Source organism: Mesorhizobium sp. P2_C5_2, from assembly GCF_056404535.1.
Map to the genome: position 1 here is coordinate 312,676 of NZ_JBFUDV010000002.1, position 13,305 is coordinate 325,980.

Here is a 13,305-nt window from a genome sequence, read left to right on the forward strand (position 1 = left end):
AGCGGCGGTTCAATATGGAAAGTGGAGCGCGGCAGTGAGGCGCCAATCTCCCGGCAGGACAGAGGGGGCGCGAAGGATCGCCGACGTTGAAGCTTGTTCGAACAAACTCGGTGATGGCTCCGGCTTCCACTCGATGACAGGCTGGCGGGACAGCGCCCCTCTGCCTTGCCAGGCATCTCCCCCACAAGGGGGGAGATCGGCAGTTCTCACCCCGGCACGCAGCCTTTCAGTTCCGGGAACTTCTCGTCGAAACGCGCTGCCCAGCGGGTCAGCCTGCCGCGGCCCTTTTCCCATTTGCCGGCGAAGCGCAGCGAGAGGTAGCCAAGGCAGGCGCGCAGCGCCAGCTGGCCGAGCGTGATCTTCTTCGGCAGTTTCGGCGGATTGGCGTTGAGGAGGTCGAGTGCGGCGGTGATCTTCCCCCACTGGCGGTCGAGCCAGGGCTGGTAGACCATCTCCTCGGGCCGCGTGCGCCGCTCATAGACCATCGACAGTGCGCAGTCGCAAATGCCGTCGGCCAGCGCCTCCAGCACTTCGGCCTCGAGGCGCTTGTCGGAATTGCGCGGCAACAACAGATTCTTTGATGCTCGGTTGAGATGCTGCGTGATGGCACGGCTGTCGTGGATCGAGCGGCCGTCGTCGAGCACGAGCACCGGGATCTTGCCTAGCGGATTGGCCACTATCAATTCGGCCGGCTTGTCCTCGGTCTTGATCGGCACCAGCTCGACGGCGATGCCGGCATAGAGTGCCGCCATGCGCACCTTGGAACTGTAGGGGGATGAGGACGCGTAGAACAGCTTCGGCATGATCGGTTCCCTGTTTGCGGACTGTCAGCGCATGTCGCTCAGAAGTGGTTCCGGTCTTGAGAGAACGACATGCGTAAAACAAAGGCCTAGAGCGCGTCGCTTGAATACGTTCATAAGCAGCGCGCCTCAGTGTTGGCCGATCTTCTCTTTAGGGGCAACTGCCAGAAGGACAAAACCAGGCAGCCAATCCGACGGCAATGAAGTGGCTAATGGATGTCGCTCAAAATTGGCACCGGTTTTGAGAGAACGACATGCATCAAAACAAGACCGAAAGCTCAACAAAAAAGCTCCCGGGAATCTGCCAATCGGCAAAGTTCCCGGGAGCTTTGAGATAGAATGTCGTCCGCTGTTACTTCTTCTTGGCGGCTGGCTTCTTGGCCGGTGCTGCCTTCTTCACAGCTGCCGTCGACTTGGCGGCGGCGGCCTTCATCGGAGCCTTGGCGGCGGGCTTGGCCGCTGCCTTGGCTGCCGGCTTCTTGGCGGCGGGCTTGGCTGCTGCCTTCGCAGCAGGCTTCGCCGCTGCCTTGACGGCCGGCTTCTTGGCGGCGGGTTTCGCTGCTGCCTTGACGGCGGGCTTTGCCGCAGCCTTAGCCGCCGGCTTCGCCGCTGCCTTGGCTGCCGGCTTTGCCGCTGCCTTCGGTGCTGCCTTCTTTACTGCTGCAGGTTTCGCGGCAGCTTTCGGTGCCGCTTTCTTAGCCGGCGCTTTCGCCGCCGGCGCCTTCGTCGTGGTCTTTGCCATGCGATGCCCCTTGCGTTTGTGCCGATGGCCGTTAGTGACCCGGCAAGTTAATTCATATCTGACTCGCGTGTGTCTAGCCAGCGAAGCATTACATAGAATTTCGCAGATTAAATTTCGGTTACGATGAGAGCATGTCGCGATGGTCGGCACAGAAATCGGCAAAGAATCTTCGCGCTTCACAACGAACTTTTGTGAGAGAATTTCTGAGCGCAACGACTCATACAATCTTCTCGTCAAGCTCACATTCTCTTGCATCGCCGTCGATCTCGTACGGTCATCGACGGCTTAGCGGATTGCAAAAAATCATCGCGCCGCAGAGACTGATCTTGCTTCATCCTGATGACTGCAGAAACAGCACCAAATCGAATGCGAGCTTTTTACTCGTATATTGAGAGAGCTTAGGTGGACGCTCTGAAAGACAGCATCTGAGGGGGCTGCACCCATCCGGTTGCGCCGGACATCTTCCAGACGAGAAGTGAGATCGCCAGCTTCTGCGCGCCGGAGATGCTCAGCGAACAAAGGGACGTGAAGGATCGCGGCGATCCTCGTCTTGGAAGCCGCTACCCCTTGGAAACCAAGGGGTGTGGCCCCTACACCGCAACCGGCTCACGCACCTGCAGCCGGCGCGAAGGCTCGGTCTGATGCAGATGCACGGCAAACGTATCCCACGGCGGCGTGACGCCAATCTGCACCAAGATGCGGCCGATCTCGCCGCGATGGTAGCCGCCATGCGTGACGACATGAGTCAGCATTTCCTGCCGTGACATCATTGCCTTGTCGCCGTTGGTGAAGATGAAGGGCACCGACTCCGACAGGAGCTTTGGCGACACGGTTTCCAGATAGTCGAGATACCAGCGATCCATGGCAGCGACATCGGCGCCGAGTTCATCGAGCGTCGGCGTGGCCTCAGTATTGTCTGACGCGTAGCCGTGATGCGTGCCGGAAAGATGCGCCGCGAATATTCTCGACACGACGAGATTGTGGTTGAGCAGACGGATCGCGGCATGACGTTCCTTCGCATGCTTTTGCTGATCCAGGCTCGCGAGCTTCTCAAGCAACTCGCCATTGGCCCAGGCTTGATAGACGAAGAGATCGCGAAGCAGATCCTGCGCGCTCATGGCCCGTATCCTTTCCAAAAAATGTGAGTATGTTGTCCATATTCTTGGCTGATGGAGCGGACATGTCTACTCGCATTGCAAAGCCGCGCTCGCGCATGCGCAAGCAGCCGCGCCAGGCGCGTTCGCGCGCAACCGTCGAGGCGATCATCGAAGCCGGTGCTCATGTTCTGAGCGCGCTCGGCTGGGCCGGCTTCACCACCAACAAGGTGGCCGAAGCCGCCGGTGTCAGCATCGGTTCGCTCTATCAATATTTTCCCGACAAGCTGTCGCTGGTCGAGGCAATTCGCCGGCGACATTTCGATCAGGTGCTGTCGGTGATCGCCGAATCAGCCGAAGGCGACAAGCCGCTCAAGCGATTCGCGCAGGAGCTGGTACGCGGCATGATCGATGCGCACAGCATCCATCCGACCCTGCATCAGGTGCTGCTCGACGAGGCGCCGGGCGATCGCGGCTCACGCGCCGCCCACGCCTCGTTCCAGTCGCGCTATCTCGATCACTATACAGCGGCGGTGACGCAATATCGCAGGCGCAGGAAGGACAATGAGACCGTAGCCCGGGTGCTGTCCTCGGCGGTCGAGGGCGTCATCCACAATGCCGCGCGGCGAGACATGCTCGATGCGCCGGAACTGCAGAAGCAACTCGTCGAGCTGATCTGTGCTTATGTGTCGGGTGGGAAGGCGTGAGTGTGCACCAGCACCCGTGGCGGCAAATGGGAGATTGGCGAAGCCGAGTTGACATCTGATCTCCCCCCTTTGCGCAGGGGAGATCAGCAGCGTCAACGGGCGGTCTTACCAGCCTCAGCGCAGGACGCGGCAGCGGCCGTTGTAGACCATCCAGCGATCGAAGCCCGAAACGCAGAACTCGACATTGTCGCCGATCGAGGCAAAACCCTGGCCTTCCTCGATCAGGTACCAGATGGTGCGGGCACGGCCATCGGAGAGGCTGACGGTGGCGCCGCAATAGCGGCGGCCGATCGGCCATTCGTCGTTCGCCGGCAGGTAGCGATGCTGGTGAATGCGCTGGAAATCGGTGATCGAGACGTCAGGCAGATGCGGCACGTGATGCACCTGATAGGAGAAGCGGCTGGAGATCTTGTTCAGCACCCAGGCCTCACCGCAGACGCCGCTGTCGGCGTCGGAATAGACGGAAAGATCGGCGGCCTGCGCTGCCTGGGTGATGCCAAGGGGTGCGGCCAGCGGCGTGCAAAGCGAAATCAGGGCAGCAAGAGCGGATTTGGCAAAGCGAGTCATGGCAGCCTCTCAAAGGTCGACTGCGCGCACTGTGCGGATTCGGCGGCGCGCGGTCAAGCGGTCGCGCCGACGATGGTTTCCCGCTTCCCAACCGGTTTTGCCGGTGCGAAACCGAGAAACCACTGTCCTGAGCCTTTGAAAAGCTCGCCTTCGCCATTTTAGGGAAAACGGGCCTGATATGGCCGGCGGGCTGCCGGAACCTGGTTCAGCCCTGCTTGGCGTCGCCCTGCGGTATCGCGGCCGGATCCATCCACATCGCTTCCCAGATGTGACCGTCGGGATCGGCCAGGCTGCGATTTTACATGAAGCCATAATCCTGCTGGGCGTTGATGTCGGCGGTGCCGCCGCGGGCGTCGCCCGCTGCGAAGCGTCGCTACTCCCCGGCCAACCATTCCAGCGACCAGTGCGCCGGTTTTTCGACCGCCAGCAATCTGTGCAGAGCCGGCAGCACGATGCGCAGATCACGCTCCAGCGTGAAGGGTGGGTTGACCACCACCATGCCGCTGCCGTCTAGGCTGGGTTCGCGCGACGCAGGCCGGATCTCGAACTCGATGTCGAGCAGCTTCGGGACGCCGGATTGCTTGAGCGCCTTGCGGAAGGCGATGATCGCCTTGCGGTCCTTGATCGGATACCACAGCGCATAAATGCCGCCCGGCCAGCGCTTGTGCGCTCTTTGCATCCCGTCGACGAGGCGGTCGAATTCGCCGGCTTCCTCGAAAGGCGGATCGATAAGAACCAGCCCACGCTTTTCCTTTGGCGGCAAATGCGCGCCGAGCGCCAGCCAGCCGTCGAGTTCGATCACCCTTGTCTGGAAATCGCCGGCGAACAGCGTCTTCAGCCTGGCGGCATCCTCGCCATGCAGTTCGATCGCCGACAGCCGATCCTGCTTGCGCATGAGATGGCGGGCGATGAGTGGCGAGCCCGGATATTTCTTCACGCCGCCATCGGGATTGAGCGAACGCACGGCTTCGAGATAGGGGGCAAGCAGCGCAGCCGCCGATTTGTCCAACGAAGCGTCGATCAGGCGGCCGATGCCGCCTTGCCATTCGCCGGTCTTTTGCGCTTCCGTCGACGACAGATCGTAGCGGCCGATGCCGGCATGGGTGTCGACGACACGGAATGCCTTGTCCTTCTGCTTCAGATAGTCGAGCAGAAGGCTGAGCACGACATGCTTGACGACATCGGCGAAATTTCCGGCGTGATAGGCGTGACGGTAGTTCATGCCGCCCTCATGTCGATGAGCCCCTGCCCCAGCGCGGCGGTGGCGGCTTCGAGTTCGGGTTCTCCGGCCGGCTGCCGCCGAAACGCAAGGAGAGCAGGAACCCGATCAGGCCGACGGCCATCAGCCCGTAGCCGACCGGCCGGGCGCGGTTGTCGATCTCGCCGGCGCCGGAGCGCAGCACCAGGTCCACCGCCCGCATCGGGATATCATCGGCATCGCCCGGGCCGACGGTGAAGAGATAGGCGCCGGGGCTGACGGTCGCGATCACGCCGGCCTCGTCGCGAAAGATCTTGTCGGGCAGTTGCGGGCTGACCTGGCGCGGATTGTCTGAGTGGTTGAACTGCAGCGTCGAGGCGAGCACCGTGCGGCTACCGGCGGCAGCGGTCAGTGTCAGGACAGTGCGCTGCTGCGAGACGATGCGTTCGGCCCGGGCGGTCAGATCGACCAGTACCCTGACCGGCGCATCGCCTGCCGAGAGCGTCACCGTCACCGGCTTGAAGCGGCCCTGCTCGTAGACCCTGTAGCTGCCGATCTCGTGACCGGAGAAATTCGTCATCGCCCAGGGATAGACGATGCCGACGGCGATACCGGCGAGCAGGATCAGGAAGAAGAGAAAGCGCATTGAGGATCACCGAGTATTCGACCAGCTTGCCAATAGCGCTCCGAGGATCAAAAGGCGATGGCCTGCGCGGCGGGGCCTCGTCTGTCCAAGACAAAGGATAATAGCCAAATGAATGTTTGTGCGGATTTGGCCAAAGCGAGCTGCCCGCCGTCCAACCGCATCAGCGTCATGTCTGCATCGCAATGCTGCCGGATTTCTACCTATACGCTCAAAAGCCATCACTAAATTAGGTAAGTCTAAATAAATGAATAGACGCAACGACCATTCCGATCGCATCGTTTTCTAAGAATTTATTTAAGAGCCGTGATGTTCCTATATTCTCGATATTCTATAAATGAAAACAACATCAAATACATCTAAAAATACACAGTAACAGTATTGATTTTAACCAGCGTTTCTGATTCCATTTCTGAAATTATCCTGCCACATCGTTGCCCTACGTCAGCGAAAATTCCCGTAAATATTTATGTTTTTTGTTGGTATATTTCCAATTTCGACTCGGCCCTCGGAATGCTGCCGCAGACGCTGCCGACCTCATGATTAACCACTCCCGAACGATCACGGTTAACGATTCGCTAATTTAGTTGACTATGTTGTCCACAGGTATATTTTTGGTACGTTGGGATGTGCAATTTGGGCGAGTAATGGGCGATGGTGGCACCAAACGCGTAACAGCGATTTCGGGGCGTTTCGAATGCTGAACGGCAGCCAATAGCCGTATAGCGTCGCCCAGCGAACTCAGAAAGCAATCAACAGACAGCAGGAGTGACGATTCCGCCGAAGCGGAAGGTTTGTGACGTTCTCAGGAACGTCGCCCGGCAACGCTATGTCCCGGTTCGGCGGTAGCGTGAGTAGTGCGTAAGGGCGAAGGGGTAGAGTATGGGTAGATCTGTCAACGTTCTGAAACTCGAATCCGGGAACAGCCGGAGGGGCGCCAAATCCAATAGGGGCCGCGCCCTGGTTGCCGGTGGGGCAGGGTTTCTGGGTTCGCATCTGTGCGAGCGTCTTTTGCTGGATGGATACGAAGTTGTCGCCTTGGACAATTTCCACACCGGCAAAAGATACAATCTCAATGCCCTCCTGCGCGATCCGCGATTTACCTGCATCGAGCACGACATTGTCGACGCACTGCCTTCGGATCTTCAGGTCGATGAAATCTACAACCTCGCCTGCCCGGCCTCCCCGCCGCATTACCAGGCCGATCCGATCCATACGTTCAAGACAAGCGTGCTTGGTTCGCTGAACCTGCTGGAACTCGCGCGGCGGAACAATGCCAAGATCTTCCAGGCTTCGACGTCCGAGGTCTATGGCGACCCCCTGGTGCATCCGCAGCCGGAGGGCTACTTCGGCAACGTCAACCCGCATGGTCCGCGATCCTGCTATGACGAGGGCAAGCGTTCGGCCGAGACGCTGTTCTTCGACTATTCGAGAACGTATGGCCTCGATGTCCGCGTCGCGCGGATCTTCAACACCTATGGCCGCCGCATGCAACCAGACGATGGCCGCGTCGTGTCGAACTTCATCGTCCAAGCTTTGCACGGTGACGACCTGACCGTCTACGGCAGCGGCCAGCAGACACGTTCATTCTGCTACGCGGACGACCTGATCGAAGGCTTCATCCGGCTGATGAACGCACCGAGCGCTCCGAAGCACCCGGTCAATCTTGGCAACCCTACCGAATTCACCATTCTGGAACTGGCGACACAGGTGATCGAATACACCAACTCGCGGTCGAAGATCGTGCATAGGCCGCTGCCGGTCGACGATCCCAAACAGCGCAAGCCCGACATCTCCTTTGCCCGGGAAAAACTTGGCTGGGAGCCAAAGATCAGCCTGAGCCAGGGGCTCGCGCATACCACAGCGTATTTTGACGCCCTGCTCTACTCGGGCCGGCCCGTCAAAGAAGCTGCGATGTAAATGAGCCGGCCGGCAATCCTGGTGACGGGTGGGGCCGGCTATATCGGCAGCCACACATGCAAGCTGTTGTCAGCTGCCGGCTACCTGCCCGTCGTTTTCGACAATCTGAGCCGCGGCAACGAGAGATCCGTTGCCTGGGGGCCACTTGTCGTCGGCGATATCCAGGACCGGAAGGCGCTGCAGCAGGCGATCGGGACGTATCAACCGAAAGCGATAATCCACTTTGCAGCGCTGGCCTATGTCGGCGAGTCTGTTCATGAGCCCGCGGAATATTATTCGACCAATGTGTCGGGTACCATCGCGGTGCTTGATGCGGCGCGCGCGAGCTCGATCGAAAACATCATCTTTTCAAGCAGCTGCGCGACATACGGTGTGCCCGAAACATTGCCGGTGCGCGAGACCTCGTCACAAAATCCGATCAGCCCCTATGGACGGACCAAGCTGATGGGCGAGCAGATCATCGGGGACTATGCCTCCGCCTACGGAATGAAATATGCGATCCTGCGCTATTTCAACGCTTGCGGCGCCGATCCGGAGGGCGAGCTCGGCGAATGGCACACGCCGGAAACGCACCTGATCCCGCGAGTGCTCATGGCCGCATCCGGCACGATCGACGAGATCGAGGTTTTCGGCACGGACTATGACACTCCGGATGGCACCTGCGTGCGCGACTACATCCATGTCAGCGATCTGGCCCGCGCGCATCTGAGGGCTCTCATGCATCTGGAGGCGGGTGGCGAAAGCCTGTCGGTCAATCTCGGCACCGGACGCGGGGTGTCCATCAAGGAGATTCTCCAGGCAGTCACCCGGATGACGTCAAAATCGGTTCCGGCCGTCTTCAGGCCCCGGCGCCCGGGAGACCCGGCAGAGCTCTACGCCGACCCGGCCAAAGCACGCGAACATCTCGATTTCATGCCGGAACTTTCCGACATCGATACGATCGTCAGGACAGCCGCCCCATTCTTCGGACTGGAGGCCGCCGCGTCCACAATTCCGATGCCGACAGCGAAGCGCGGTCGGTCAACTGCGCCAGACATGTCAAATGCATCGGAAAGCAATACCAGCTCGCAAAGCTGGTAGTAGTCGTCCCGTTTGTCGTGTGTCGGGACGTGGGCTCGCTGAGGTGAGTGAGGGCCTCTCAGCGAGCCTTTGATACGGCTCGGCCCTGGAAATCGTGGAGGGCCCTCACGACAGGGCCTGAAACCAAAGCCCGTCAACGCGCTTTGTCTTCATGCATGCCGTTGTCCCAAAATCGCTGCGCACTTTGAGCCGCATGCATCAACTCTTGGAATCGATCAGGCTACGGATCTGGTCAAACTGCGCGCCCTTTGTATCGCCTTCCTCGAATTTCCGTTGCTCGTCGGAAGGGTTTTCCGAAGAGTGCCTGAAACTGTACCAGACTCCGTCCGGATCCTTGCGCTGCTGGAGGGTCCCACCCCGGATGCGGTGGCTGAAACACGTGCGAATCGGCGCCGCGTAGCTCTTGGACCGCCAGACGAGATCCATGCACATCTTGCCATCGTTGCTTAGATGCCATCTGCCTTCGCCGACAGAAACCGTGTCCTGCTCGGAGGTCCAGGCCCGGACCGGTCGATCCTTCTGTCCGAAATAGGCCGCTCCGTTGTCCCATATCCACGTGCGGTCAGCATAAACAAGCTGAAGTTCGAAAGCGGTCGGGACAGTAACGGCATCTGCAGGTCCACTGTCTTTAGCACCAGCTGCGTGCGCGGCTCCGCAAAGCACCATCTGGCAGCAAATGGCCAGGAGGGGGGCAAGGGAAACACGCCCGGCAAGTCGATAGCGCCTCGCCCCGCTGGCTGATTCAGATGGCAATCCGGTCCGGGTCGTCATGCTGAGCGATCGCATTCGATGTTCGTTTCCCAAGCGGGCGTCGACCGGCCGAGCATACCGCAAGAACGGGCCCGGTCCGTTCTGCGCTGACAACTGGCTCTACGCCCCAACCATCAGTATTTCGCATGCTATTGACTGCCACGCGAAGATGTCAACCGCGAGGGCCGACAGTATCTGTCGCGGCGCGCACGGGCTGTAAGATCGAAGACGGCGGTCAGGCACGCGGCACGTTATACACATCCCTCGACGAAGGGGCCGCTAACCCATAGCGAGCCGTTGCTGTACATGGCCGTCCCGTTTTCGTCGGTGTAGCCATGAGACTGCTCGTCGACATGCAGCCTGGCTTTTGGCACCAGCTGACCGTTCACCTTGACGCGCTTGATGAACAGGTTGCGATCACCTGGCTTGCCCTCTCCGCCCCACAGGTCGTTGATATAGCGAAGCTCGATCGTCTTCGGGTTCGGCACGCTGCTGAGATCGATGTGGAACGGCTTGGCCTCGGTCGACGCCTGCATTAGCTCCGCCACGGCAGCTTCGGGCGTCGATGCGGCGCTTTCGTTGCCCGGGACGTCGATCTCGGCGACGGTCTTTCCATCGACCACGACGTCGAACCGAGGCGCGCCCTGGAGATTAACGCCGGCAGCGTCGACCTCCAGACTGGTGATGGAGCAACGTCCTGTGTCTTTCGCCGCGGCGGCCACTAGGTCGGCCACACGCTGCCTCTGCGATTGTACCCATCCGCCGATGGGCTGCAGCAGCGCGTTTCGGTCGCCGGCATCGACCTTGAAGAGGTTGGTTCGTTCACCGGGATCGGCCTTGAGGTCGTATTCTTCCACCTTGCCGGTGGTCGCGTTGAAGATGACCTTTCGATCGTTCTCGCGATAGCCGAACAGGAAACCGGCCCAGGGATTGAAGAAGAAGGTCTTGTTTGGGCGTTGCTCGCTGAACAGGCTGCGCCCCTGCCACTGCTTCGGCAGCTGAAGTCCGAGTATGTCGAAGATCGTCGGGGCGATATCGATGATGCCGCCGACCGGGTGCGCAACCTCGTCATGAAAGAGATGCTTGTTGACCATGATGAGCGGAATGTGGATGTTTTCCTCGTAGATCGCGCTGGCATGAATGTAGTCGCCATGCTCCCCGAACGCCTCGCCATGATCGCCCAATATGACCACGAGCGTCGAATCGAGCTTGCCGGACTGCTTGAGCGATTCAAGGATCTCACCAAGCGCCGCATCGCCGACCTTCAGGGCGTTGAGATAAGCATTGAATTTCTGGTCATCCGAGTAGTGGACCAGCGTGTTGCCATCGGCGGAAGGCGCCATCTTCGAAAACATCGGGCTGTCGGTGATGTAGGGATAATGGGTCATCGCCGTGAACATTATGCCGAAGAAGGGTTTTGCCTCGTCCTTGTTCATCCAGTCGATGATCGACTGCGCCGTGCAAAGATCGCTGTTGTAGTCCATGTTCTTCCACTGCTCGGAGCTGAGCTTGAAGGTCGGGGTACCGCATTTCTGCCCCCGGTAGTCCTGGATCACATCCAGTCCCTTGTTGAGGAAAAACTCATCGACCCGTTGGAATCGGGAATCCGCGCTCCAGAAAAACCCTGTACGGAAATTGTTCTTGGACAGGATGTTGGAGATCGTATCCAGAGGCAGATAAGGATACCTGGTGGTCATGCCATAGTATGAAATGTCGTTGTACATAGAAGTGAGCAGAGAGAATATCGAGTAATGCGTGGACGGCGCGTGCGCATATATGTTGTCGAATCTTATGGAGTCGTTCGCATAACTCTTGATATTCGGTGTGACCGGATACTTGCCGCCAAACGTCTCGATGTATTTGGACGGCACCGACTCCATCATGAAAATCAGCACGTTCTTGATTGGGTTTGGCGTCGGCGCCTTGAAGGTCGATGTCTCCGGCGGACGCTCGCCGACGCTCGCGACATCCGGGTCATTGGTGCTGGCATTCATTGACAGCACGACCGGCGTTGGACTGAGCACGGCCGATTCAACAAAATACAGGATCGGATTGTCGATCTTGGCCGCCGGCAGCGCCTCCGCACGCACGTGGTATCCAGTGCCGGCGAGGGCCGCGCCGACACACACAACGAGCACGCCCAGAAAGGCCCCGTAGCCAGCGGCGCTCAGCCGCTGGCACAAGCTGGCCGCGGCATAGCCAAGGATGAGCACCAGAATGACGGACCCGGAAAGGGTCGCGAAGTCCTTGATGTTGAGCGCGTCGCCCATCGCGTTCCTGGCATCAGCATTCTGCAGGAAGTCGCCATAGACCAGCCACTGGAACGTGAACGGTTCGCCCAGCATCTTGACGAGATTGATGTTGGCAAATCCCCAACCCAGAGAGACCACGACAGCAACATAGAAGAGGAAGACGACGATTGCTGAGCCGAGGCGGCTGGCCTTTGCCAGGAAAAGCAGGATCAGAGTCACCACGGTCAGGGACGTAACGACAATCAAGTCGTAGTAGCTCGATGCCAATCCCTTGGGGATGGCCGCCAAAAGGCCTGGAAACGTGGTTTGCGGATCAACGATTGCGCCGCGGTAGACACCCAAAAGCAGCCAGGACAACAGGCCCGTGCAAATGATCCGCAGGCTCATGCGCCGGAAGCGCAAGTCCTTCGATGAAGCCGTCCCCGCCTTCGATTCTGTAAGGCCGCTCTCAGGTCGGCGCGCCGACCCCATATTGCCGCCGATGCTCATACAATTGCCCGCCGCCAGTCTGCGCTTCGGCCCAAACCACGGCCGATAGCCTTCAAACCCCCACCCGCAGAATCGGCTTGCGCTAAAAAAGAGTCAACAAAATCAAGTTTGCGTTAACCAACTCTCTTGAGAACTGGTTAACCGAACGCATTGATCCGCGATGCGTTTTGGCCAAGTGAGCTGTCTAACCAACTGTGCACCCGCCGTATGAATCGGCGACGGYGGGCGCTGTCGAGCACCCGCCGTCGTGATCTTTCAGTACTGCGTCGGCAATCAGCCGCCACGCAGACGCGTCGGGCTCAGGCTCGCGACGGTCATGCCCCGCTGTTCGGAAGGGCACGTCGGCAGAAAGCGGCTCGCATCCGCGTATGTCATCTTCGCGATGGAACTCTTCAGCCCACCACGCTTGGCGATCCAGCCGCGAACCCAGCCAGGGTAGTTTTTCATCATGAAATTCGCGGCCACCTGATTGCCCCGCGCAGAAACGCCATACGGCAGGTGAAAGCCGAACGAAGCGTTCTGCGTGATGCACACCTTGCTCTTGGGCATCGACAGATAAAGCGTGCAGGCCGAGTCGCACGAACCGTTGAACCGCACAAAGGTGCCGCTGCGACGCATTTTCAGCGCACGGATGGCATAGTCGATCACATAGCCACCGCGATCGCCACTGATTGTCTTGACGTTGGCCGAGCCAAGGCTGATGCGCGGTCGCAGCAATTCTCCTGCGGAGCTTGCCGAGACCAGTGCGCCCATCAAACCGAGCGCACCGAGAAACTTCATTATCGTTTTCATTTGCGCCTCCTGCTATGCCGTCAATGACTAGCTGGGAGGCGTAAAGATTGAATATTCCGCGTCGCTAAAGTTGTATCAGTTGATTGATTGTGCAGCCGTTTTAGGGCCTGATTGACGATTTGGTTTACTAATCGCGCAGAAGGATGATCACTGAAAAGTAAACCCGGCGCGGGCATCATTGCGGATCGACTGCGCTGCGGAGCGCATTCGGCGGAACTGGATCAGAGGAAGTCGGATGGCCGTTGGTGGCAAGGAGCGGAGGCCGTCAAAG

Annotated in this window: 12 protein-coding genes; 3 read left to right on the top strand and 9 right to left on the bottom strand. The window is 59.3% G+C overall.

Annotated features, from left to right (window positions below; translation table 11 throughout):
* Positions 1-206: 206 nt before the first annotated feature.
* The 3 genes from AC1D1B_RS08435 to AC1D1B_RS08445 form a co-directional block, all read right to left on the bottom strand.
* Complete coding sequence (locus AC1D1B_RS08435) at positions 207-803, bottom strand: glutathione S-transferase family protein (RefSeq protein ID WP_477331105.1); 597 nt, start codon at positions 801-803, stop codon at positions 207-209.
* A gap of 349 nt (positions 804-1,152) precedes the next feature.
* Entirely contained in the window at positions 1,153-1,542 is a 390-nt protein-coding gene (locus AC1D1B_RS08440) for a hypothetical protein (RefSeq protein WP_477331106.1), read from the bottom strand.
* Positions 1,543-2,132: 590 nt separating this feature from the next.
* Complete coding sequence (locus tag AC1D1B_RS08445) at positions 2,133-2,660, bottom strand: DinB family protein (protein WP_477331108.1); 528 nt, start codon at positions 2,658-2,660, stop codon at positions 2,133-2,135.
* A 62-nt stretch (positions 2,661-2,722) separates the two neighbouring features.
* Here AC1D1B_RS08445 and AC1D1B_RS08450 point away from each other — a divergent pair, with 62 nt between their 5' ends.
* Positions 2,723-3,343, top strand: a complete 621-nt coding sequence (locus AC1D1B_RS08450) for a TetR/AcrR family transcriptional regulator (RefSeq protein WP_477331110.1) — start codon at positions 2,723-2,725, stop codon at positions 3,341-3,343.
* Between the two features lie 114 nt (positions 3,344-3,457).
* Here the strand turns inward: AC1D1B_RS08450 and AC1D1B_RS08455 are convergent, their stop codons facing one another.
* From AC1D1B_RS08455 to AC1D1B_RS08465, 3 genes are all read right to left on the bottom strand, one after another.
* Positions 3,458-3,910: a hypothetical protein gene (locus tag AC1D1B_RS08455; protein ID WP_477331112.1), complete on the bottom strand. Its 453-nt coding sequence runs from the start codon at positions 3,908-3,910 to the stop codon at positions 3,458-3,460.
* A 373-nt stretch (positions 3,911-4,283) separates the two neighbouring features.
* Positions 4,284-5,132 carry a 23S rRNA (adenine(2030)-N(6))-methyltransferase RlmJ gene (locus AC1D1B_RS08460; RefSeq protein ID WP_477331114.1) on the bottom strand — a complete coding sequence of 283 codons (849 nt, stop codon included), beginning with the start codon at positions 5,130-5,132 and terminating at the stop codon, positions 4,284-4,286.
* A 7-nt stretch (positions 5,133-5,139) separates the two neighbouring features.
* Complete coding sequence (locus AC1D1B_RS08465) at positions 5,140-5,754, bottom strand: hypothetical protein (protein ID WP_477331116.1); 615 nt, start codon at positions 5,752-5,754, stop codon at positions 5,140-5,142.
* A gap of 879 nt (positions 5,755-6,633) precedes the next feature.
* Between AC1D1B_RS08465 and AC1D1B_RS08470 the strand changes: the two genes are divergently transcribed.
* Positions 6,634-7,671: a UDP-glucuronic acid decarboxylase family protein gene (locus AC1D1B_RS08470; RefSeq protein ID WP_477331118.1), complete on the top strand. Its 1,038-nt coding sequence runs from the start codon at positions 6,634-6,636 to the stop codon at positions 7,669-7,671.
* Positions 7,672-8,751 carry a UDP-glucose 4-epimerase GalE gene (gene galE / locus AC1D1B_RS08475; protein WP_477331120.1) on the top strand — a complete coding sequence of 360 codons (1,080 nt, stop codon included), beginning with the start codon at positions 7,672-7,674 and terminating at the stop codon, positions 8,749-8,751.
* 198 nt (positions 8,752-8,949) lie between these two features.
* On the opposite strand, the gene AC1D1B_RS08480 is transcribed toward galE, so the two are convergent.
* The 3 genes from AC1D1B_RS08480 to AC1D1B_RS08490 all read right to left on the bottom strand — a co-directional run bounded on the left by AC1D1B_RS08480 (position 8,950) and on the right by AC1D1B_RS08490 (position 13,034).
* The gene (locus AC1D1B_RS08480) at positions 8,950-9,537 is read right to left on the bottom strand and encodes a DUF995 domain-containing protein (protein WP_477331122.1); all 588 of its coding nucleotides are present in this window, start codon (positions 9,535-9,537) and stop codon (positions 8,950-8,952) included.
* A gap of 215 nt (positions 9,538-9,752) precedes the next feature.
* Positions 9,753-12,242, bottom strand: a complete 2,490-nt coding sequence (locus tag AC1D1B_RS08485) for a sulfatase-like hydrolase/transferase (RefSeq protein ID WP_477331123.1) — start codon at positions 12,240-12,242, stop codon at positions 9,753-9,755.
* Between the two features lie 273 nt (positions 12,243-12,515).
* Complete coding sequence (locus AC1D1B_RS08490; protein WP_477331125.1) at positions 12,516-13,034, bottom strand: hypothetical protein; 519 nt, start codon at positions 13,032-13,034, stop codon at positions 12,516-12,518.
* Positions 13,035-13,305: the final 271 nt, after the last annotated feature.